Annotated in this window: 16 protein-coding genes; 6 read left to right on the top strand and 10 right to left on the bottom strand. The window is 73.9% G+C overall.

Going from position 1 to position 22,091, the window contains the following annotated elements:
* The first annotated feature begins 169 nt into the window (after positions 1-169).
* The 3 genes from ABT263_RS31860 (at position 170) to ABT263_RS31850 (ending at position 3,453) form a co-directional block, all read left to right on the top strand.
* Complete coding sequence (locus tag ABT263_RS31860) at positions 170-1,348, top strand: low temperature requirement protein A (protein WP_352295658.1); 1,179 nt, start codon at positions 170-172, stop codon at positions 1,346-1,348.
* Between the two features lie 215 nt (positions 1,349-1,563).
* Positions 1,564-2,241: a uracil-DNA glycosylase gene (locus ABT263_RS31855; protein WP_352295664.1), complete on the top strand. Its 678-nt coding sequence runs from the start codon at positions 1,564-1,566 to the stop codon at positions 2,239-2,241.
* A 132-nt stretch (positions 2,242-2,373) separates the two neighbouring features.
* The gene (locus tag ABT263_RS31850) at positions 2,374-3,453 is read left to right on the top strand and encodes a glycoside hydrolase family 6 protein (protein WP_502885897.1); all 1,080 of its coding nucleotides are present in this window, start codon (positions 2,374-2,376) and stop codon (positions 3,451-3,453) included.
* Positions 3,454-3,486: 33 nt separating this feature from the next.
* On the opposite strand, the gene glxA is transcribed toward ABT263_RS31850, so the two are convergent.
* From glxA to ABT263_RS31820, 6 genes are all read right to left on the bottom strand, one after another.
* Positions 3,487-5,418 (bottom strand): radical copper oxidase GlxA, encoded by a 1,932-nt coding sequence (glxA, locus tag ABT263_RS31845; protein WP_502885895.1) that lies wholly within the window; start codon positions 5,416-5,418, stop codon positions 3,487-3,489.
* A gap of 82 nt (positions 5,419-5,500) precedes the next feature.
* On the bottom strand, positions 5,501-7,402 hold the full coding sequence (locus tag ABT263_RS31840) for a glycosyltransferase family 2 protein (RefSeq protein ID WP_502885894.1): 1,902 nt from the start codon (positions 7,400-7,402) through the stop codon (positions 5,501-5,503).
* Between the two features lie 506 nt (positions 7,403-7,908).
* Positions 7,909-8,658, bottom strand: coding sequence for a 3-oxoacid CoA-transferase subunit B (locus tag ABT263_RS31835; RefSeq protein ID WP_352295654.1), 750 nt, complete (start codon positions 8,656-8,658; stop codon positions 7,909-7,911).
* Between the two features lie 4 nt (positions 8,659-8,662).
* Entirely contained in the window at positions 8,663-9,424 is a 762-nt protein-coding gene (locus tag ABT263_RS31830; protein WP_352295652.1) for a CoA transferase subunit A, read from the bottom strand.
* Between the two features lie 200 nt (positions 9,425-9,624).
* A complete protein-coding gene (locus ABT263_RS31825) occupies positions 9,625-10,914 on the bottom strand; it encodes a polysaccharide deacetylase family protein (RefSeq protein WP_352295650.1) in 1,290 nt (429 codons plus the stop codon).
* A gap of 432 nt (positions 10,915-11,346) precedes the next feature.
* The gene (locus ABT263_RS31820) at positions 11,347-11,943 is read right to left on the bottom strand and encodes a DedA family protein (protein WP_352295648.1); all 597 of its coding nucleotides are present in this window, start codon (positions 11,941-11,943) and stop codon (positions 11,347-11,349) included.
* 495 nt (positions 11,944-12,438) lie between these two features.
* On the opposite strand from ABT263_RS31820, the gene ABT263_RS31815 reads away from it, so the two are divergent.
* A complete protein-coding gene (locus ABT263_RS31815) occupies positions 12,439-13,542 on the top strand; it encodes an LLM class flavin-dependent oxidoreductase (protein ID WP_329487787.1) in 1,104 nt (367 codons plus the stop codon).
* A 65-nt stretch (positions 13,543-13,607) separates the two neighbouring features.
* Here the strand turns inward: ABT263_RS31815 and ABT263_RS31810 are convergent, their stop codons facing one another.
* Positions 13,608-15,665 (bottom strand): putative bifunctional diguanylate cyclase/phosphodiesterase, encoded by a 2,058-nt coding sequence (locus ABT263_RS31810; RefSeq protein ID WP_352295646.1) that lies wholly within the window; start codon positions 15,663-15,665, stop codon positions 13,608-13,610.
* Between the two features lie 403 nt (positions 15,666-16,068).
* Complete coding sequence (locus ABT263_RS31805; RefSeq protein WP_352295645.1) at positions 16,069-16,494, bottom strand: OsmC family peroxiredoxin; 426 nt, start codon at positions 16,492-16,494, stop codon at positions 16,069-16,071.
* Between the two features lie 326 nt (positions 16,495-16,820).
* Here ABT263_RS31805 and ABT263_RS31800 point away from each other — a divergent pair, with 326 nt between their 5' ends.
* Together ABT263_RS31800 and lepB are read left to right on the top strand one after the other, a co-directional pair.
* Positions 16,821-17,156, top strand: coding sequence for a chorismate mutase (locus tag ABT263_RS31800; protein ID WP_329487784.1), 336 nt, complete (start codon positions 16,821-16,823; stop codon positions 17,154-17,156).
* Positions 17,157-17,590: 434 nt separating this feature from the next.
* Positions 17,591-18,199, top strand: coding sequence for a signal peptidase I (lepB, locus tag ABT263_RS31795; protein WP_502885896.1), 609 nt, complete (start codon positions 17,591-17,593; stop codon positions 18,197-18,199).
* Here lepB and ABT263_RS31790 read toward each other — a convergent pair.
* Positions 18,162-19,256, bottom strand: coding sequence for an EamA family transporter (locus ABT263_RS31790; RefSeq protein ID WP_352295641.1), 1,095 nt, complete (start codon positions 19,254-19,256; stop codon positions 18,162-18,164). The two genes, lepB and ABT263_RS31790, sit on opposite strands and share 38 nt — an antisense overlap.
* A 189-nt stretch (positions 19,257-19,445) precedes the next feature.
* Entirely contained in the window at positions 19,446-21,863 is a 2,418-nt protein-coding gene (locus tag ABT263_RS31785) for a transglycosylase domain-containing protein (protein ID WP_352295639.1), read from the bottom strand.
* Positions 21,864-22,091: the final 228 nt, after the last annotated feature.

Below are 22,091 nucleotides of genomic sequence, written 5' to 3'. Positions count from 1 at the left end.
GTCGGGGGTGGGGTCCCCGTCCCGGCCCACCCGGGTCGTCCCGTCGTCCGCGGACCTGGTCCCCCTGGTCTCCCCTCTGCTCTGATGCCGGGGGCCCCCCCCGGCCGCGGGCCGGGCGGGGCCCGTCCGTTCGCGTGCGCCTGTTGCGTATGCGGAGGAGGGGGGCGGGATGGGTACGGCGGGGGAGTCCATCGACGAGAAGCGGGTGACCTGGGCGGAGCTCTACTTCGACCTGGTCTTCGTCTTCGCGGTCACGCAGGTCTCCGGCCTGCTGCACCACCACCACGACTGGGGCGGCGTCGCGCGGGCGCTGGTGGTGTTCGTCCCGGTGTACTGGTGCTGGGTGGGCACCACCGTGCAGGCCAACATCCGCGACGTGGACACCCCGAGGGACCGCCTCGGGATCCTCGCCGTCGGCCTGGCCGGCCTCTTCATGGCGCTGGCCGTGCCCGGCGCCTACGAGGGCCGGGGCGTGCTGCTCGGCGCCGGGTACTGGGCGGCCCGGGTGCTGCTGCTGGTGCTGCTGATCCGCGTCCCGGGCGTCTGGCGCGGGCCGTACGGGGTGGGCGTGCTGGTCAGCGGGCCGCTGCTGTTCGTGGGCGGGCTGCTCCCGGAGGGGCCGCGACTGGTGCTCTGGACGCTGGGCGCGCTCTGCGACCTGTCCGGCCCGGTGCTGTTCCGCAACCGGCTGGCCAAGGTGGCGTACCACCCGTCGCACATGCCGGAGCGGTTCGCGCTGTTCCTGCTGGTGGCGCTCGGCGAGTCGATCGTCGGGATCGGCGCCACGGCCGCCGCCGTCCGCCTCGACGCGGCCGAACTGGCCGCCGTGGCGGCGGCGTTCACCATCTCCGCCGGGCTCTGGTGGCAGTACTTCGTCTACGCGGCGGACGCCATGCGGCACGCCGTCACCGTCGCGGACTCCCGCCGGGACGTCATCCGCCGGGTGTTCCAGTACGGCCACCTCGCGCTGGTGGCCGGGGTGATCGCGGTCGCGGTCGGCTTCGGCGAGACGGTGGCCGACCCGCGGCGGGCCCTCGGGGCGGGCTCGGTGGCGCTGCTGTACGGGGGCTGCGGGCTGTACCTGCTGACCTTCGGCTACACCCGGTGGATGATGTTCCGCGCGGTGTCGACCACCCGGATCGTGGCGGCGGCGGTGGTGTTCGCCCTGGTGCCGGTGATGGTGCGGCTGCCGGCGCTCGTCGTCCTGGTGGTGCTGGCGGTGCTGGTGGTGGCGCTGAACGCGGTCGAGCACGTCCGGGTGGCGCGGGCCGCCGCTGCCGCCGCTCCCGCGGACGGTGCCGAGCCGCCCGGTGCCGAGCCGGTGGGTGCGGGCGCCGCGGCGGAGTGAGTTGTCGGTGGAGCTGTGTAGCGTTCGGTGTGGAAGAGGGCGGGCGGCGCGAGCGGCGCGGTACGCCGGAGGTCGGGGCGGTGCGGCGGTGAGCGGCCGTCCGGTGGGAGGTTGATGTCGTGACGGACACGGTCGAGGCAGGCGTGGTCGAGGCAGCCGGGGTCGAAGCAGGCGGGGCCGAAGCAGGCGGGGCCGAAGCAGGGGCGGTCGGCGGGCTGGAGCTGCCGGAGTCCTGGCGCGAGGTGCTGGGCGCCGAGGTGGAGCAGCCGTACTTCGCCGCGCTGGCGGCCTTCCTGGCGGCGGAGCGCGCGGAGCACCAGGTCTTCCCGCCGAGCGGGCAGGAGTTCTCGGCGCTGGAGGCCACGCCCTACGAGAAGGTCCGGGTGCTCGTCCTCGGCCAGGACCCGTACCACGACGACGGCCAGGCGCACGGCATGAGCTTCTCGGTGCTCCCGGGCACCCGGACGCCCCCGTCGCTGCGCAACATCTTCAAGGAGCTGAACGCCGACCTGGGCATCCCCGCCCCGGACAACGGCTACCTGATGCACTGGGCCGAGCAGGGCGTCCTGCTGCTCAACGCGGTCCTCACGGTGCGCGCGCACGAGGCCAACTCGCACAAGGCCAAGGGCTGGGAGAAGTTCACCGACGCGGTGATCAAGGCGGTGAGCGCGCGCGACGAGCCGGTGGTCTTCGTGCTCTGGGGCAACTACGCCAAGAAGAAGCTGCCGCTGATCGACACCACCAAGCACGTCGTGGTCCAGGGCGCCCACCCGTCGCCGCTCTCGGCCAAGCTGTTCTTCGGCAGCCGCCCCTTCTCGCAGATCAACGAGGCGCTGGCCGGCTTCGGCGTCGACCCGATCGACTGGCAGGTGCCGAACCTGAAGCAGGACTGACCGCACGGCGGGCCGGGCATCGCGCCGGCCCGTCGTCACCGGCCGTTCACCGGCGTCGGCCGGAGGCCGGTACCCGGTGTGCGAAGCTGGGTGCCGACCTGGTCGCCGGACCGGGTCTGGGAGGGGCGGTACGTGCGCCGGGTATGGCGAGGGGCGGGGTTCCGGCTGGCCGTGGGGGCGGCGCTGCTGGGGCTGACGGCAGGGGTGGCGGGCTGCGGCGGCGGGAGTTCGGCCGACCCGCCGGGGAGTGCGGGCGCAGGGTCCGCCGCGGCGCCCGCGCCCACCGGTTCTGCCACGGCGAGCGGCGGCGCCGCCGGCGCCGGGCCCGTCCAGCTGCCGGGTCAGACGTTCTACGTGTCCGACCGGACGTCCGCGGCCCGGCAGTTGGCCGCGCTGCGCGGTCAGGGCCGGACGGCCGAGGCCGACGCCCTCGCCGGAATCGCCTCCCAGCCCTCCTCGCAGTGGCTCGTCGACCAGGCCGCCGGGGGCAGCGTCGAGCAACTGAGCCGCCTGGCCGCCGAGGTGGACCGCACCCCGGTCTTCGTCGCGTACAACATCCCGCACCGGGACTGCGGCCAGTACTCGGCCGGCGGCGCGGCCGACGCCGCCGCCTACCGCTCCTGGATCACCGGCGTCGCCGAGGCGATCGGCGACCGCAAGGCCTGGGTGGTGCTGGAGCCGGATGCCGTCGCGCACACCCTGGACGGCTGCGGGGTCAAGGGCGAGACCGCCGCCGAGCGGTACGGCCTGCTGGCCTTCGCCGTCCAGGAGTTGAAGAAGCGTCCGCAGGTCCGGGTCTACCTGGACGCGGGGAACCCCGGCTGGGCCCAGGACCCGTCGGCGATGGCCGGGGCGCTGAGCAAGTCCGGCGTCGCCGTGGCGGACGGCTTCGCCGTGAACGTCTCCAACTTCTACAGCACCGACCGCGACGCGGCGTACGGCGCCGAACTCTCCGCCGCGCTGGGCGGGAAGCACTTCGTCATCGACACCAGCCGCAACGGCAACGGCCCGCTGAGCAGCGAGGCCTGGTGCAACCCGCCCGGCCGCGCGCTGGGCGAGCCGCCCACCGCCGCCACCGGCCGGCCCGGGGTGGACGCGTACCTGTGGATCAAGAACCCGGGTGAGTCGGACGGCGAGTGCGGCCGCGGCGAGCCCCGGGCGGGCGAGTTCTGGCTGCCGTACGCCTTGGGGCTGGTGCGCGGGGGCGCGTAGCCGGGCGCGCCGGGTGGTCGGGGCGCCCGGGGATCAGGCGGTCACCTGGATCCAGCGCGCGACCGACGGGGTGCCGGCCCGGTCCGTCACGAACAGCATGTACCAGCCGGGCGGCAGCAGGTCGGGGTTGCCGGGCAGGGTGAGGGCGACCCCGCCGGCCGAGCGGGCGCCGACGGCCAGGGCCACCGAGCGCTGCTCGACGTCGGTCGCGTGGGTGACCGAACTCGGCCGGACCAGCTTGGCAGTGGCGATGCCCGCCGGGTCCGGGGTGCCCACCGTGAGCGTGCTGCCGAGCTTCGCGCCGGCCGGGGCGTCGGTCACCCGCGGCCGCGCGCCGTGGAACAGGTACGGCGGGGTGTAGATCTCGATCCGCTGCTCGAAGGTGCCCGGTTCGGTGTCGGCCTTGTCCGCGAAGAGCGGGTCGGAGCCGAGGACCACCACCCGGCCGTCGGGCAGCAGCAGCGCCTCCGAGTGGTAGTTCCGTCCGACGGTCGGCTCGGCCGCGGCGCTGAAGGTGTTGGTGTCCGGGTGGTAGACCTGCGACTTGAGCAGGTCGCTGCGGTGCTTGCCGCGGTAGTCGCGGGAGCCGCCGGTGGTGAACACGGTGTCGTTCGGCAGGATCACGCTGTTGAGGTAGCGGGTGCCGCCGGCGGGCAGGTCCGGCCCGGGGGTGAAGGCGGGCTTCGGGGCGGAGAGGTCGGCGATGTCGGTGCGCGCGGTGGAGAGCGGTGACTCGCCGACGCCCCCGCCGCCGAGCACCATCACCTTCTGCGCCTGGGCGGGCGGCAGCAGGACGGAGGACGAGGTCTCGGTGAGCGCGGGGTCGCGCAGCCCCGGGACGGGCTGGAAGCTGTTGTCCCGCAGGTCCCAGAGCCCCGGGTCGCGGCCCTGGTCCGCCGGGCCGTAGCCCGCGTTGGAGCCGGAGTAGAAGAGCTTGCCGGAGGCGGTCAGGAAGATCGAGGGGTAGGTCGGGAAGTAGCGGTCGGGCGCCTTCGACCAGGTCTTGCGGGCCGGGTCGTAGATCTCGTTGTCGTTGCCGCCGAGGATCTGCCCGGTGTCGTCCAGCCCCGAGACGGTGACCACCCGCCCGTCGCCCAGCCCGGTGAGCGTCGGGTACCAGCGGGCGTACGCCATGTCGGTGACCTGCTCGTACAGCTCGGTGTCCGGGTTGAACTCGAAGGCGGAGCGGATGCCCTGGAAGTCCTGCTTCTCCAGGGTCAGCCGGTCGGCCATGCCGTAGAGGTTGCGGGCGTCGGCGCCGTCCAGGCCCTTGATCGCGTACTGGGCGGGGGAGTCCTCGACGGACCCGGTGCCCGCCGTCACCGCCTCCACGAACACGTGCTGCTCGCCGGCCTTCACCACCGTCCGGTCGCCGGAGCCGGTCTTCGTCGCGGCCGGGACGGTCACCTCGGCGGTGGACAGGTAGGTGTGGCCGCCGGGGCCGGTGAACACCGTGCCCTGGGGGAAGGTGCGGGCCGCGTCCGGGTTCTCGTTGCGCACCCGCATGGTGCCGGCCGCCTTCTTCACGGCGCCGTCCAGCGCCTCGTAGCGCAGGGTGCCGCCGGCCACCAGCAGCCGGCCGTCGGGCAGCGCGGTGTGGCCGCCGCAGAACATGTCCGCCGGGGTCGGGATCCGCCGGTAGGTGTCGGCGGCGGGGTCCCAGAGCAGGCTCTTGAAGGAGCCCGCGTCGAAGCTGCGCCGGTCGTTCCCGGAGCCGGCGATGATCAGCACCTTGCCGGTGCGCAGCAGGCTGGCGTGGACGGCGTTGATCCGGAACTCGGCCGGGAGGACGACGGTCTGCCAGTGGCCGTACTCGGCCTTGTAGGCCGGGCGGTTGATCACGTACTGGTGGTACTGCTCGTGGGCGAAGCCGAGGACGGCCGGCGCGTTCATCCCGGCCACGGTCAGGGCGACCGTGCTGCCGAGGGCGAAGCGCCTCGTCCGGCCGGCGTTGCGGATCCTCACGGTGGGTGGTCCCTCCTACTGCGGCGCGACGACGGGCTAGTTCGACGGGCTGGTTCGACGGGCCGGGGCTGAGCGGCGTGGGTCAGCGGCCGGTGGCGGCGGGCGCCGTGGCCTCGGTGCTCTGCGTGCCGGAGGCGGCCCCGGCACGCTCCCCGGCCCGGGGCTGCCGCGGGACCCTCGGGGCGGCGGCGCCGGTGACCGTGAGCGTGGAGATCGGCCGGGCCCGCCCGCGGCGGACCGCGTCGGCGGCCAGCACGAGCATCGGCAGCAGGCTCAGCAGCAGCGCCAGGCAGGCCCAGGTGCGCATGGCGAGGTGGTCGTGGCCGGTGAAGAACGAGGCCGTGACCGCCCCGCCGAACACCAGCGCCCAGAACAGGTGGACGCGGAACGTCGCCACCCCGTCGGGGCTGGCCGAGCGGCCCTTCGGCGTCACCACGAACCGGCTGCGCCGGCGGAGCAGGGCCTGGAGGAGCGAGGCCGCGTAGATCGGCCCGCACAGCGCCGACATCGCCATGCCCGCCACCCCGGACGACCCGGCCGGCTCGTGCGGGCTGACGTTGTGCTTGCGGTTCCAGGTGTAGAGCAGCACCTGGAGGGCGGCCGCGTCGCTGTAGAGCATCATCCAGATCTCCGAGGAGACGTGGACCCCGGAGGCCCCGAAGCCCAGGTAGAGCACGCTCGACACCCCGCCGAGCAGCCAGGTCAGCGCCGCCATCGGGTAGAAGCAGACCATCAGCGTGTAGTTGAGCAGCCGGCCGGGCGACAGCCGCCAGGCGGCCCGCCAGTACTGGGTCAGGAGCGTCTCGTAGGTGCCCCGGCTCCAGCGGAGCTGCTGGGAGAAGAAGTCCGTCCAGGAGGAGGGGCCCTCGCCGACCGCCAGGACGTCCGGGGTGTAGACCGACCGCCAGCGCGCCCCGGTGGCCGGGTTGCGGCGGCGGTGGAACTCCAGCCCGGTCGCCATGTCCTCGGTGATCGAGTCGGACAGCCCGCCGATCGACCGCAGCGCGCCGATCCGCACCGCGTTGTTGGTGCCGACGAACATCGGCGCGCCGTAGCGGTTGCCCGCCCGCTGGATCAGCGCGTGGAACAGGAACTGCTGGCTCTCGGAGAACCGGGTGACCGCCGAACCCGAGCTGCGGTAGTTCCCGTACACCTGCGGGCCGACCACGAACGCCACGTCCTCGTCCCGGAAGTACCCCAGCATCCGCTCGCCGAACTCGGGGAGCGGGACGTGGTCGGTGTCCACCGAGAGCCAGAAGTCGTAGGCGGCGCCGTGGGCCTGGAGCCAGCTGTTGTAGTTGCCGTGCTTGCTCCCGGCGCGGAACCGCCCCTCGGGCCGGTTCCACGGCCCGATGCCGCGCCGGCTGAAGTGCCGCACGCCCAGGTGGGCGCAGAGCGCGCGCATCGCGGGATCGTTCCCCTCGTCGAGCAGCCAGACGTCGTACGGTCCGTCGTGCCGGACGCCGAGCGCGGCGACCAGGGTGGTGCGCACCAGCTCCGGCGGCTCCTTGCCCGGTACGCAGGTGGTGAGGAACGCGACCCGGGTGCCCGGTTCGGGCGTGACCGGCACGGGGTCGCGGGCGACCAGCGTGGCGTGGGTGTTGGAGACGACGTTGACCAGGCGGAACAGCTCGACGACCGCGATGATCGCGACCATCGCCTTGTCGGCGATCAGCAGCCAGGCGTGCGTCTCGCCCGGCCGGACCGGCCAGTGGCCGGGGAGCAGCAGCCAGACCAGCAGCACCGACTCGACCGCCGGGGCGGCCAGCAGGAGCAGCGCGGCCCGGATCCGGTGCGGCTCCCGGCGCAGCAGGCTCCGGTAGCGGACGCGGTAGGGGCCGGGGGTGTCGCCGCCGTCGCCCGGGGTGGTGGCCGGACCGGCGAGCCGGCTGAAGTGGGCGTAGTCGTACGGGGCTTCGGGGACGGCCAGGGAAGCACCGGGCGCGCTCTCTTCGCGCGGGCGCCGCGAGAACTGCTCGACCACCTGTGGCTCCCCCCGTGGCCGGCCGCTCGGGCCGGCTCGATCGTGCGTGCTCCGACCGGAGGTGTGCGATCCGATGCCCAGTGGCTGTGCCTGGGCGTCCTGGAAGGCCGCTCCCCCCGGAGCCTGGCCTTCGAAGCGGGGCGCCGCCCGGGCGACTGCGGTGTCGCCGGGCGGCTCCCGGGCGGCATCGGTGAAACGTGTACGACCGATCATCGCGCGCGGTCGTCCGGCCACTTCGAAGGCGGGGTCCCGGCGCGCTCTCCGGACTCCCTTCCGGGTGCGCGGGACCTTCTGGCTGCCCCAACTCTCCCGGAGGGTTGACGTGATCGCAACCAGTCCTCGAAACGATCATCGCGCGGGGGTGAGGATATGACGATTCCCGGCCATGCGGCCCGAGGTGGTGTGACGAGGGGATGATTCCTGCCTCGCGTACGCGGGCCGGTCGGACGGACGAGCGAAGGCCGGACCGCCGTACGGGTGGTCCGGCCTCCGCGCGGGTCCCTCGGTCAGGACGGCGGCAGCAGGGCCGTGCCGGTCGCGGCGCGGACCTCGTCGAACGAGACGCCCGGCGCCGTCTCGACCAGGCGCAGCCCGCCGGGCGTGACGTCGACGACGGCCAGGTCGGTGACGATCCGGTCGACGACGCCCCTCCCGGTGGCCGGGAGCGAGAGCTCCTCGACGATCTTCGGCGAACCGTCCCGGGCGGTGTGCTCCATGACCACGATCAGCCGGCGGGCGCCGTGCACCAGATCCATCGCGCCGCCCATGCCCTTGACCATCTTGCCCGGGATCATCCAGTTGGCGAGATCGCCGGCGGCCGAGACCTGCATCGCGCCGAGCACCGAGACGTCGATCCGACCGGACCGGACCATGCCGAAGGAGAACGCCGAATCGAAGTACGAGGCGCCGGCGGTGACGGTCACGGTCTCCTTGCCCGCGTTGATCAGATCGGGGTCCTCGGTGCCCTCCAGGGGGTACGGGCCGACGCCGAGGACGCCGTTCTCCGAGTGCAGCACCACCCGCACGCCCGGCGGGAGGTGACCGGGGATCAGGGTCGGCAGGCCGATCCCCAGGTTCACGTACTGGCCGTCCCGGAGCTCCCGCGCGGCCCGCGCGGCGAGCGCGTTCCGGGCCTCGGCAGCGCTCCGGGCATCCGCGTCGGACGCGCTCCGGGCGTCCGGGGCGTTCCGGGATTCCGGCGCCCGGCCCGGGGCGGCGACGGACCGCGGGGCGGCGGCGAAGGTCTCGGTGGTCATCGGCTCAGGCCTCCTGGAGCGCGGTGCGGACGGTGCGGCGCTCGACGCGGCGGTCGGCGGGATCGGCGAGGACCAGGCGGTCGACGTACACCCCTGGCAGGTGGACGGCGTCCGGCTCCAGGGCGCCCGGTTCGACGATCCGGTCGGCCTCGACCAGCGTGGTCCGGCCGGCCGTGGCGCAGAGCGGGTTGAAGTTGCGGGCGGCGGCGTGGAACACGCAGTTGCCGTGCCGGTCCGCGACCTCGGCCCGGACCAGCGCGAAGTCGGCGGTGACGGCCTCCTCCAGCAGGTACCGGCGCCCGCCGAACTCCCTGACCTCCTTCGGCGGCGAGGCCAGCGCCACCGAACCGTCCGCGCCGTAGCGCCAGGGCAGCCCGCCCTCCTCGACCTGGGTGCCGACCCCGGCCGGGGTGAAGAACGCGGGGATGCCCGCGCCCCCGGCGCGCAGCCGTTCGGCGAGGGTGCCCTGCGGGGTCAGCTCCACCTCCAGCTCGCCGGAGAGGTACTGCCGGGCGAACTCCTTGTTCTCCCCGACGTAGGAGGAGGTCATCCGGGCGATCCGGCCGGCCCGCAGCAGTAGGCCGAGCCCCCAGTCGTCCACCCCGCAGTTGTTGGAGACGACGTGCAGGCCGGTGGCGCGGGTGGCGGCCAGGGCGCCGATCAGGGTGCTGGGGATGCCGCAGAGGCCGAAGCCGCCGACGGCCAGCACCGCTCCGTCGGGGATGTCCCCGACCGCTTCGGCGGCGGAGTCCAGGACCTTGTCCACAGGGTCACCTCGTGAGGGGGGAGGGGGCGGAGGAACGCCCCACCACCGTCCCCGAGCGCGGGGCACGGCGACCATGTCGCCCGGCCCCACGCCGGCGCGCGGACACATGGCCGGCGCCCACACCCGGCACGTCCGCGCCCCGGGCGTCCGCGTACCGCGCCCGCGCTCCGGGTGCCCGCCCGCCGCGCCTCAGGAGTCGGTCACCCGGCGGCGCCGAGGAAGGCCCCCCACCCGCCGGCCGGCGCCTGCCCGACGTTCAGCGAACGCAGCTTGCGGATGGTGGACTGGTCCTGGACCTCCAGCCACTCGACCAGCTGGCGGAAGGAGACCAGCCGGACCTCCGGCTTGCCGGCGATGGTCTTGAGCGTCTCCTCGACGGCGTCCATGTAGATCCCGCCGTTCCACTGCTCGAAGTGGTTGCCGATGAAGAAGGGCGCGCGGTTGCCGTTGTAGGCCCGGTCGAACCCGGCCAGGTAGGAGTCCCGGGCCTGGGAGCGCCAGTCGTCGTACTTCGCCGGGTCGCCCTTGGTGCTGCCGGCCGACTGGTTGGCGAGGATGTTGTAGTCCATCGAGAGCACCTGGAACGAGTGCCCGGGGAACGGGATGCTCTGCAGCGGGAAGTCCCAGACCTTGCCGTCCTGCACCTTCTGCGGCCATATCTGAAGGCCGCCGGAGGAGCTGGCGTCGTACTTCCACCCCAGGGCGGCCGCGGTCGGCAGCAGGGCCTTCTGCCCCTCCAGGCACGGGGTGCGCCCGCCGATGAGCTCCTTCTTGTAGTCGAAGGGGAGCGGGTCGACGTCGGTGAAGCCGGTGTTGGTGCGCCACTGGGTCACGAAGGAGACCGCCTGGTCGATCTCGCTCTGCCAGTCCTCGGGCGTCCACTTGTTGACGCCGTTGCCGTCCGAACGGGTCGAGCAGAAGTGCCCGTTGAAGTGGGTGCCGATCTCGTGGCCGGCCAGCCAGGCCTGGCTGATCAGCTTGATCGTGGTCTTCACCGCGCCGTCCGACAGGTACGGGATGTCGGACGCGCCGACCGAGTGCTTCGGCGGGTGGTACAGATCGGCCTTGCCCTTGGGGAGGGTGTAGATCCCGGAGAGGAAGAAGGTCATGGCGGCCTTGTGTTCCTCGGCCAGCTTCAGGAAGCGGGGGAACTGGTTGTCGTCGGTGCCGCCGGCGCCGTCCCAGGAGAAGACCACGAACTGCGGCGGCCGCTCGCCGGGCTTGAGCTTCTCCGGCTTGGGCTGGTTCGGCTGGGGGCCGGTGTCGGAGGTGGAGCCGTCCCCGATCGGCGTGCCCTTGGCACCCCCCTTGGTCGGCGTACCCGTCGCCGCCGGCCCGCCGGTGCCGGTACCGGTGCCGGTTCCGGCACCGCCGGGGGCGGAGGAACTCGATCCTGAACCCGATCCGCTGCTGGAACACGCCGCCGCCGCCCCGAGCGCGACGGTCGCGGCGGTGGCGCTGAGCACGGTCCTGCGCGAGATGCTGGTCATGGTCTCCCCTGGGTGCCGCCGGCCGGGTCGAAGGGCGCCAGTGGGCCGCACCGGTCATATCGGGCAATTGATATGTAATACGCCGTTAGCATGTCATGTGACCGCGGAAGGCATCAAGGAAGCAGAAGCCCCGAGGTCCAACAACAGCCAACACGCCTACCCGGCATCGACCGGCTGCAACGGTCGGCCTTCTGTTGCGGTCCTGTGACGTTTTGCACGGTCTTGGGCGATCGGCTCCCGGCGGGGGCGGGCGAGCGGTCCTCCGCGCGCCACCGGAACCGCGAACTCCGGTACGCCGCGGGGTCCGACGCCGCAGGGCGGAGGCCGGAGTGGGAGCTGGGGCGGAGGGGCCGCACGGGCGCGGCACCGCGCGTCGACGACGCGGTGCCGTAGGAGCCCTCGACGCGGTTCCGCGCCCACGCCGGTGCGGCGTCAGGTGACGACGAGCCGGCGGTTGCGCCGCACGATCCGGGCGATCGCGGTGCTGATCACGGTCGCGGCGGCGCAGGAGACCGCGAGGCTCAGCCAGGCGGTGTCGAACCAGTGGCTGTTGAGCCAGCCCAGCGTGACGATGTAGGCGGCCCAGACCAGGGCGGCCAGGGCCGACCAGCGCAGGAAGCGGTACGGCTCGGCGGGGGAGTGCCCGATGGCCAGGTCCAGCACGGTCCGGCCGGCCGGCACGAACCGCGCGACCACGACCATGGCGGCCGCGGCCCCGGTGGTGCGCCCGTCCAGCGCCTGCTGGACCCGGGCCACGCTGGCCGCCAGCTGCGGCCGGTGTTCGAGCCGTCGCTGCAGCGAGGGGGCGCCCCGGCGGGCCAGCCGGAGCAGCAGGAGGTCTCCCAGGAAGGAGGCGATCGCCACCCCGAGCCCCAGCACCACCGGGGCGCCGTCTATCTGGGCCGTCTTGAGCACGGCCAGGATGACCAGCGTCCCGCTGGGGATGAAGGGGAGAAAGGCGTCGCCGAGTACGGCGCAGAGAGCCAGGGCGCAGATCCATGAGGATCCGATCACCGTCGCGATGTCCAAGTCAGGTACTCCCTCCAGGCTGCCCGGGGGAGCAGATGGCTGCAGGGGACAACGCTAGCGCCTCGACTTTTCATGCCATGAAGCACCCCGGCTGTGCTCGGCCTCACACGACGCGAGCCCCTGGAGCGGGGTGCCGTTCCAGGGGCTCGCGGGGATCGATCGGTGCTGGTCCAGCCCGACGACCTTGCAGGTGGGAGTGGATCCCGTTGGGTGATCCGCTCTGCGTCCTAGCCTGCCGGACGGCGCCCGCCCGTCGCGAGCCCTGCGGCTGGCGACTTCCCGCGCTGGCGTGAAGTCGCCACACGTGTTCGCGCGCTGGCTCTGAGTCAGCCGAACGGCCGGTAGGCGGTGGTCGCACGGTGGAGCCGGGGAGCGGGAACACCCGGCCCGGCGGCGTGGTTGACCCCCCTTGGCAGTGGCGGGGCCGCGGACGAGGTGCGCGGCCGTCCCAGACGCCACACGGACACCGGCAGGACGGCCAGGAGGGCGGACGGCATGACCACCGACGACCAGCAGGAGCGCGGGCCCGGACCGCGGAGCCACGCGGCGATCCGGGGCACCGCCCGGGGCTCGGCGCCCGCGCCGCTCTCCATCCTGGACCTGGCCACCGTGGGCGCCGGCTACACCCCGGCCGAGGCGCTGGCCTCGACCACGGCCCTGGCCCGCAGCGCCGAGGAGTGGGGCTACCACCGGTTCTGGGTCGCCGAGCACCACGGCATGCCGGGCGTCGCCAGCTCGACGCCCGCCGTCCTGCTCGCCCACCTCGGGGCCCACACCACGACGTTGCGGCTCGGGTCCGGCGGCGTGATGCTGCCCAACCACGCGCCGCTGGGGATCGCGGAGCAGTTCGGCCTCCTGGAGGCGCTGCACCCCGGCCGGATCGACCTCGGGCTCGGCCGCGCCCCCGGCACCGACCCCGCGACCGCCCGGGCGCTGCGGCGCGGCCTCGCCGAGGGGGCCGACGACTTCCCCCAGCAGCTCTCCGAGCTGACCCACTTCCTGGACGGCGACTTCCCGGACGGCCACCCCTACGCCCGGCTCGCGGCCGTTCCCCGGAGTGCCGGCCGGCCGCCGATCTGGCTGCTCGGCTCCTCCGGCTTCAGCGCCCAGCTGGCCGGCCGGCTCGGTCTGCCGTTCGCCTTCGCCCACCACTTCAGCAGCACCAACACCATCCCGGCCCTCGACCTCTACCGGTCGTCGTTCCGCCCCTCGGCCGTGCTCGCCGAGCCGTACGCGCTGATCGGGGTGAACGCGGTCGCGGCCGACGACCGGGAGGCCGCCCGCAGGCTCGCGCGCTCCTCGGCGCTCGGCATGCTGCGCCTGCGCCGGGGGAACCCGGGCCCGATCCCCACCCCCGAGGAGGCGGAGAGCTACCCGTACAGCCCGGTGGAGGCCGACTTCGTGGACGACTGGCTGGGCAACGTCGTCCTCGGCTCGCCCGGCGAGGTCGCCGACGGGCTGGAGTCGCTGCGCAAGCGGACGGGGGTGGACGAGCTGATGGTCACCTCGCACATCCACGGCCACGAGGCCAGGCACCGCTCGTACGGGCTGATCGCCCGGGCCTACGGGCTCACCGGCGAGGCCGCCGCCGGCGCCTGAGCCCACCGGCGGGTCCGGTTCCCGGCCCGGCCGCGCCCCCGACCGGGGGCGCGGCCGGGCCGTCGTCACGGCGTGGCCGGCCGAGGGCGGCGCTCGCGGAGTATCGCGGCGACGTGCTCCGCCTCACCGGGCTTGGCGAAGTACCAGCCCTGCGCGGTGTCGCAGCCGGTGAGCCGCAGCCGTTCGGCCTGCGCCGCGCTCTCGATCCCCTCGGCGGTCACGGTCAGCCCGAGCGTGTGGGCCAACTGCACCATGGCGCCGACGATCTGCTCGTCGGCGTCGCTCCGGCGGGAGCCGGCCCCGGGGAGGCCGGTGCGGCCGGCCGGGTCAGGGTCGCGGAAGCCCTCGATGAAGGTGCCGTCCAGTTTCAGGACGTGCACCGGCAGCCGGGAGAGGTAGGCGAGGTTGGAGTAGCCGGTGCCGAAGTCGTCGATGGCGATCCGGACGCCCATGTCGGCGAGGGCCTGCAGGGACTGCAGCGGCCGCCCGCCGGGGCCGAGCAACGCGCTCTCGGTGATCTCCAGTTGCAGGAGCCGGGCCGGCAGGCCGGAGCTCTCCAGGGCCCGGGCCACGTCGGCGACCACGTCGGAGTCCCAGATCTGACGGGCCGCCAGGTTGACGCTCACGAAGGTCTCGTTGTCCGGGAACTCCGTGAGCCAGCGCCGGGCTTGGCGGCAGGACTCCTCCAGCACCCAGGTGCCCAGCGGCACGATCGCGCCGGACTCCTCGGCGAGCGGGATGAAGCGGTCGGGCGAGAGCGTCCCGTAGCGCGGGTGGCGCCAGCGGACCAGGGCCTCGGCACCGTGCACGGCGCCGTCGGCGAGGCCGACGAGCGGCTGGTACTCGACGGTGAACTCGCCGCGCTCCAGGGCCGGACGGAGCGCGGTGGCGAGCAGCTGACGGGTCAGCTGGTGGGCGCCCCGGTCCGGGTCGTAGAGGGTCCAGCGGGCCCGGCCGTCGGCCTTCGACCAGTACAGCGTGGAGTCGGCGTCCTTGACCAGGTCGGCGGGCGTGGTCTCGTGCACCGACCGCTCGACGACGCCCACGCTGGCGGTGACCGCCAGCCGGTGCCCGGCCACGTCGAAGGGGCGTTCCAGCGCTTCGAGGAGCCGGGTGGCCAGTTCGGTGAGCTGCTCGCTGCCCCGGCTGTCGGCCACCAGGACGGCGAACTCGTCGCCGCCCATCCGGGCGACCAGGTGGGAGCTGTGGTCGGAGACGCCGTGCCGGAGCCGGGCGGCGACCGCGATCAGCAGCTGGTCGCCGATGTGGTGGCCGAGGGTCTCGTTGATCGCGGCGAAGCCGTCGAGGTCCAGGTAGCAGACCCCGACCCGACGGCCGTCCGGCCGGTCCGCCGCCGTCTCCGCGGTCTCCGGCGCGGTGATCCCGGCCGTGAGGCAGGCCGCGTCGAGCCGGTCGAAGAAGAAGGTCCGGTTGGGGAGCCGGGTCAGCGGGTCGTGCAGCGCCTGGTACTCCAGGCGGTCGCCGAGCCGGCGCTGTTCGGTGATGTCCTCGACCATGGCGAGGGTGTACTGCGGGCTGCCGGCGCCGTCCCGGATCAGGGAGATGGTCACCTTGCTCCACACCGTGCGGCCCTCGCGGTGCTTGAGCTGCTTCTCCACCCGGACGCGTTCGCGGTCACCGCGGACCAGCTCGGGGAAGAGCCGGTCGGGCATGCCCTCCGGGTCGATGATGTCGTGGATGTGGGTGCGGACCAGGTCGACGACCCCGCAGCCGACCAGGGTGGCGAAGGCCGGGTTGACCTCGATGATCCGGTCGTCGGGGTCGAGCAGGGCCATGCCGATCCCGGCGTCGCAGAAGGCGGCCCGGAACCGGGACTCGCTGGCGCTCAGCGCGGCCAGCAGGCGGTCGGTGCTCCCGGGCGCGGGCGCGGGAGCGGGGGCTGGACCGGCCGGGTCGGCGGGCCGGTGCGTTCCGTCGGCGAGCGGGGCCGAGCAGGTGGGGCAGCGGGCGGCGCCCGGCGCATCGTCGGCGCCCGGCCGCCGTCCTGACCCCGCGTCGGGCGCGCCGTCCGACGGGGCGCCGGGTGCCCCGTCGGTGCCCTGGGCCGGGCGGAGGCTCGGAAAGCTGAGGTGGCGGTGCTGGTGCGGTTGTTCGTGCCGCACGCTTGGGTGTGCGTCGGCCCCCTCGTTCTGGCCCGGCACGGCATGCTCCCGTCCGCTGCTGACGCTTGATGCTGGTCAGGCCGGTCACCTGGAACTGCGGCGGCCGGCTCCCGCGCCCTGTCGAGGTCCTCACGGTCCGGTGCGCAACGCTCGCTGTGGAGCGTTCGCGTGGGGGATCCGCGTGAAGAACAGTGCGCTGCGGCCGATCATAGGACGCGGCGGCAACACGCGGTGACCGCCGCCAGGGTGATTTGCCTGCTTTCACGGCATCTGAGGTGGTACATGCAGACGCCCCCGGTACACATCACATGATGTGCGCCAGGGGCGTGTGCTCCACAAGTGCGCCCCGGGCGCTTGTCGAGCGCTGGGAGCGCGCCGCCGGGGAGCGGCGGGCGGCGGTGCGTCAGGCCAGCGTGGCCGTCAGGGTGATGGTCGTCCCGGTCAGGGCCTGGCTCACCGGGCAGTTCGCCTTGGCGTCCTCGGCGGCCTTCACGAAGCCCGCCTCGTCGAGGCCGGGCACCTCGCCGACGACGGTCAGGTGGATGCCGGTGATGCCGGTGCCGGGCTGGAAGGTGACGTCCGCCTTGGTCTGCAGCTTGGTGGGCGGGTTGCCCGCGCCGGTGAGGCCGTGCGAAAGGGCCATCGAGAAGCACGCGGAGTGCGCGCCCGCGATGAGCTCCTCCGGGCTGGTCTTGCCGTTCGGCGTCTCGGCGCGCGCCGGCCAGGAAACCGGGAACTCGCCGATGCCGGACGAGTCGAAGGTCACCAGACCCTTGCCGTCGAGCAGGCTGCCGTCCCATTCGGTGTGCGCGGTGCGAGTGGTTGCCACGATCGGTACCTCCATTACTGGGGGACTGCCGTCCCGTCACTTCCGGTCATGCCGTGCACCAGCCTACGGGCAGGCCGGGGGGCGATCACGGGTAACGCTCCAGGGCGCCGCACCCGCGGGCGGCCGGTCCGCCCGCCGGTCGGCAACGCCCCTGGCCGGGCGGCCGATCCGCGGTCCGGCCACCGGTCCGGCCGCCGTCCGGATCGTGGACGGCTGAGCCGAACGGTGCGGATGCGCGGCGAGTGCCCTGTTAGATTTGCCCGGGCCCGAGCCCCGGCCGACGGACGGTCGGGTGCCCACCCCCAGAGAGCCGCGGAGCCGCCCCGATGACGGATCACCCCACGACCCCCGAGACCGGACCGTCCGACGGGATCGACGACGCCGTCCGGGCCGAGCTGACCAGCCTGCGCGAGAGCATCGACAACATCGACGCCGCGGTGGTCCACATGCTGGCGGAGCGGTTCAAGGCGACCCAGCGGGTCGGCCGGCTCAAGGCCGAGCACAAGCTGCCCCCGGCCGATCCGGCGCGGGAGCGCGACCAGATCCGCCGCCTGCGGGAGCTGGCGGCCGGCGCCCACCTGGACCCGGTGTTCGCGGAGAAGTTCCTCACCTTCATCATCGCCGAGGTCATCCGCCACCACGAGGCCATCGCCCGCGCCTGACCGCACCGGCCCGCACCGGCCCGCGCTTCCTCGCGTTCCTCGTGTCCCCCCGCTCCTCCCCACGTTCCGGTCCCCGCGCCGGGCCGTGTCCCGGGGGCCGGCCGGCCCCCGGCGGGACGGGTCCGCGATGTCTGGCACGGGTAAAAGCGCGATTTCGCGTGGCTTCCCCGGTGGCGTAGCGTGCAGGTTCCCCCAGCCGGAGAGGTGGAGCAGCGACGATGGCGGTGAACCTGCCCGAAACGCACGGCGATGCCGGGAGCGCTCAGGCCCCGGCCGCCGGCCCCGGACGCGGCGCCGACGGTGCTCCCGGTGGCCGGGCGGAAGCCCGCCGGGCGCGGTCGCGCAAGGCGTCGAGGGGCGGCAAGGGGCCCAGGAGCTCGAAGGCCCGCCGGTCCGGGCGCCGTCCGCGGCCCTGGTGGATCGAGATCCCGGTGATGGCCGCGGTCGGGCTGCTGGTCGCGCTGCTGATCAAGACCTGCCTGTTCCAGGTGTTCATGATCCCGTCCGGGTCCATGGAGAACACCCTGCGGATCGGCGACCGGGTCGGCGTGAACAAGCTCGCTCCGCTCACCGGCTGGGAGCCGGAGCCCGGCCAGCCGGTGGTGTTCAAGGACCCGGGCGACTGGCTGCCGCCCCAGCCGACCGACGGGAACCCGGTCACCCGGGCCGTGGGCTCGGTGCTGGGCTTCGTCGGCCTGGTGCCGCCGAAGGACGACAACTACCTGGTCAAGCGGGTCATCGCGACCGGCGGCCAGACCGTGCAGTGCTCCGGCACCACGCTGACGGTCGACGGGGCGAAGGTGGACGAGCCCTACCTCCACCCCGGCGACGACTCCTGCGCGGGGCTGGACTTCGGTCCGGTGACCGTGCCCCAGGGGTACGTCTGGGTGGAGGGCGACCACCGGAGCGACTCCGCCGACTCGCGCTACCACCAGCGGGGCCCGGGCGGCGGCGCCGTACCGGTGGACAACGTGGTCGGGCCGGTGTCGGCCGTCGTGTGGCCGCTCAGTCACCTCGACTGGTTCGGCTCGGTCGGCCGCTGACCGCGGCGGTTCCCCGCTCCCCGTCGTCCGGGGCCCCGGCGGCCCGCGCCAGGCGCTCGCCGAGCGCCGTCGCCCCCGCACCCGTCGGGTCGTCCGTCGGGGCCGCGACCTCCGTCGGTGCCGCGGCGGGGGACGGCTTGCTCGCCTGGGCCGCGAACGCGCCCGCCAGCACCAGCAGGCCGCCGGCCGTCTGGGGCAGGCCCAGGTGCTCGCCGAGCAGGATCCAGGCCAGCACGGTGGCGACGACCGCCTCCAGGTTGGCCACCACCCCGGCGACCGGCGGCGACAGGTGCCGGACGGAGACCACCCCGGTCAGGTAGGCGAGCACGGTCGCGACCAGGACCATCCAGGCGGCCGGCAGCAGTGCGGGCAGCGAGTGCCCGTTCATCACGACCTGCCCGCCGAGCAGCCCCCAGTCGGCCTCCCAGGGGCGGGTGAGGACGGTGAGCACGACCGCGCCGATCAGCAGCCCGAAGGCGCTGACGGCGATCGGGTCGACCGGGCGGTCGCCCCGGCTGCCGGCGTCGGCCAGCACGAAGTAGCCGACCTGGCAGCAGGCCGCTCCGAGGGCGAAGAGCACGCCCAGCGCGTCGAAGCCCAGGCCGTTCCAGACCTCCACCACGCAGGCCAGACCGGCCACGGCCACCCCGGCGCCGACGGCGGCGCCCCGGCTGATCGGCTTGCGCTGGACGAACTTCACGTAGCCGATGAGCAGCGGCGGTCCGAGGTACTCGATCAACAGGGCGACGCCGACCGGGATCCGGGAGATCGCCGCGAAGTAGCAGGCCTGGACGCCGGCGACGGCGAGCAGCCCGAAGCCGATCAGCAGGCCGGGCCGGCGGAGCACGGCGGCCCGGTGGCGGTAGGCCAGCGGGAGCAGGACCACGGCGGCGCCGGTCACCCGGAGCCAGACCACGTGCAGCGGTGAGAGTCCCGCCTCGATCAGCGGCTTGGCGGCGGTGCCGGAGCCGCCGAAGGCGAACGCGGAGACCAGGGCGAGGGAGAGGCCGAGAGTTCTGCCCGGAGCGTGGCCGGTCAGGGGCTTTGAGCTGTGCACCGAGGCATTGTGACAGTCATACCGCCGATTCGGTAAGGCGCCATTTCGTCATTTGGTCCTGCACTGAACTGTGCGCAGTGGCGGGGTCCGCCACGGTGGCCGCCCCGACCGCGGGAACGCGGAACGGGCCCGGAGCGGAGCCGGGTGGCTCCGCTCCGGGCCCGTCGGACGACGCCGCCCGTGGCCGGCCTACTGCCCGGTGCCCGCGCCGGCCCCCGCCGGCGACCCCGCGCCCGTGCCCGAACCGGACCCGGTGCCCGTCCCCGTGCCGCCCGAAGGCTGGGGCGCGGTGGTCGGCCCGGTGGTCGGGGCCGTGGTGGGCCCGGTGGTCGGCTGCGGCGACCGGGTGGGCCGGCCGGTCGGCTGGGAGGTGGGCTGCTGGGTCGGCTGCTGGGTCGGCGCGGTGGTCGCGCCACCGGACCGCGAGCCGTCCTGGTCCGTACCGGCGGAGCCGCCCGGGCCGCCCGGCGTGCCGGTCGGGCCGGAGCCGTTGCCCGCGCCGCCGGTCGTCCCGCCGGTCGCGCCGCTCCCGGGCGTGGCCGGCGGCGAGGCCGACCCGGACGGCGACGGCGAGCTGTCGGCGGTGCCGGCCGTGCCGCTGCCGCCCGACCAGTCCTTGCCCGAGGGCTCGGCGAAGTCGGTGACCGGCTGCCCCTTGAGCGCGGCCTTCATGTAGCTCGTCCAGATCTGCGCGGGGTACTGGCCGCCCGCCGCGCCGTCGATCCCGCCGGTACCGCTGAGGCTGACCTGGGCGCCGCTGCCCGGGTCCTGGCCGAACAGCGCCACCGAGGTCACCAGCTCGGGGGTGTACCCGACGAACCAGACCGACTTCTGGTCGTCCGTCGTCCCGGTCTTGCCGGCCACCGGGCGGCCCAGCGACTTCGCCCGCCAGCCGGTGCCGCCCGGGTCGCCGACGACGCCCTCCAGCATCGAGGTCACCTGGCGGGCGGTCTCCTCGCCGACCGCCTGGGTGGTCTTGTGGGCCGGCAGCGCGAGCGCCTCGCCCTCGCGGTCCACCGACTGCACCAGCCAGGGGGTGATCTGCTTGCCGCCGTTGTCCAGCGTGGCGTACACGCCGGCCATGTCGAGCACGCTCGGGGTGGCTGCGCCGAGCGGGATGGACGGCACCGGGTCGAGCCCGGGGGTGTTGCCGGGCAGGCCGAGCGCGACGGCGGTGTCGCGGACCTTCTGCAGGCCGGTGTCCTGGGCGAGCTGGGCGAACACCGAGTTCACCGACCAGTCGGTGGCCTGCTGCAGGGTGACCTGGCCGTAGCTCTTGTCACCCTCGTTCGGCGGCGCGTACGGGGTGCCCTTGCCGCCGCGGACCTTGCGCCCGCTGGTGCCGTCGTAGACGGTGCGCGGGGTGACGGTCTGGCCGGACTGGGTCTTGGCGCCGTTCTCCAGGGCCGCCGCCAGGGCGATCGCCTTGAAGGTGGACCCGGCCTGGTAGTCCCGGCGGGTGGCGTTGTCCACGTAGTGCTTGGTGTAGTCGACGCCGCCGTAGAGGGCGACCACGGCACCGGTCCTCGGGTCGACGGAGACGGCGCCGGCCTGGGCGTTCGCGTCCTTCTTCCGCTTGTCCGGGTCGAGGGTGTCGTGCAGCTGCGCCTGGACCGAGTCCTGGAGGGCCTGCTGGCGCGCCGGGTCGACGCTCAGCTTGATGGTGTAGCCGCCCTTGGCCAGCTCGGACTCGGTGATGACGTTGTTGGCGGTGAGGTACTCGGTCGCCGCGTTGACCAGGTAGCCGGCCTGACCGGAGAGGCCGAGCTGGGCCTGCGGGCCCTTGACGTCGGGGAAGGCGGTGGCGGCCCGCTCCTCGGCGGACAGCCAGCCCTCCTTCACCATGCCGTCCAGGACGTAGTTCCAGCGGTTGACCGCGTTCTGCTTGCCGGCCGGGGTGGCGGTGGCCACGTCGTAGGCGCTCGGGGCGTTCAGCAGGGCGGCCAGGTAGGCGCCCTGCGCCGGGTCGAGCGCGGCGGCGTCGACACCGAAGTACTGCTGGGCGGCGGCCTGGATCCCGTAGGCGCCGCGCCCGTAGTACGAGGTGTTGAGGTAGCCGGACAGGACGGCGTCCTTGGTCTCGGTGGCGTCCACCTTGATCGCTATGAAGAGTTCCTTCACCTTCCGGGTGACGGACTGCTTCTGGTTCAGGTAGGTGTTCTTCACGTACTGCTGGGTGATCGTCGAGCCGCCCTGGGTGCCCTCGCCCTTGGCCGTGTTGACGGCGGCGCGGACCAGACCGGACACGTTGACGGCGCCCTCGTGGTAGAAGTTGCGGTCCTCGGCGGCCAGCGCGGCGTGCTGGGCGGCGGGGGAGACCTTGTCCAGGCCGACGTTCTGCCGGTTGGTCTGGCCGGTCCGGGCGACCACCGAGCCGTCCTGGTAGAGCCAGGTGTTGCTCTGGGCGGTCGCGGCGGCGTGCGCGTCCGGCACCTTCACCAGGGCGATGCCCAGGGCGAACAGGCCGACGCCGAGCAGCAGCGCGGCCGCGAGGCCGAGCAGGCTCATCCGCCAGGTCGGGATCAGCCGGCGCCAGCCGGTGCGCTTCGGGCGGCGCGGCCTGCGGCCGCCGGCCGGACCCTCCGGGGAGCGCTTCAGGCGCTCCACCGGGCGGAGCCCGAGGGACGGCGTGCGTCGGCCGCTCCGGGTGTTTGGGGACAAAGCGGCAGCCTTTCCTGCGGGCGAACCGTGCGGCCAGCACAAAACGGGAATGTCGACGGTTGGGGACCTTTGCCCCGTTTCCGGTGTACAGCCCAGGACGTGCCGAGCGGGCCGGTTGACTCCGCCGAAGCGGCAAGCGAGACCGACATCACACGCAAAACGGACGCCGAAGGG

The organism is Kitasatospora sp. NPDC001603, assembly GCF_040298365.1.
GTDB lineage: Bacteria > Actinomycetota > Actinomycetes > Streptomycetales > Streptomycetaceae > Kitasatospora.
Note: the sequence above shows the minus strand (reverse complement) of the source record. Positions and strands in the feature narration are given on the sequence as shown.

What these genes read in the sequence shown, in the direction of transcription:
- ABT263_RS31860 (WP_352295658.1), top strand. Translation starts at nt 170, where the DNA reads ATGGGTACGGCGGGGGAGTCCATCGACGAGAAGCGGGTGACCTGGGCG.
- ABT263_RS31835 (WP_352295654.1), bottom strand. Translation starts at nt 8,658, where the DNA reads ATGACCACCGAGACCTTCGCCGCCGCCCCGCGGTCCGTCGCCGCCCCG.
- ABT263_RS31825 (WP_352295650.1), bottom strand. Translation starts at nt 10,914, where the DNA reads ATGACCAGCATCTCGCGCAGGACCGTGCTCAGCGCCACCGCCGCGACC.
- ABT263_RS31815 (WP_329487787.1), top strand. Translation starts at nt 12,439, where the DNA reads ATGACCACCGACGACCAGCAGGAGCGCGGGCCCGGACCGCGGAGCCAC.
- ABT263_RS31800 (WP_329487784.1), top strand. Translation starts at nt 16,821, where the DNA reads ATGACGGATCACCCCACGACCCCCGAGACCGGACCGTCCGACGGGATC.
- lepB (WP_502885896.1), top strand. Translation starts at nt 17,591, where the DNA reads ATGGCCGCGGTCGGGCTGCTGGTCGCGCTGCTGATCAAGACCTGCCTG.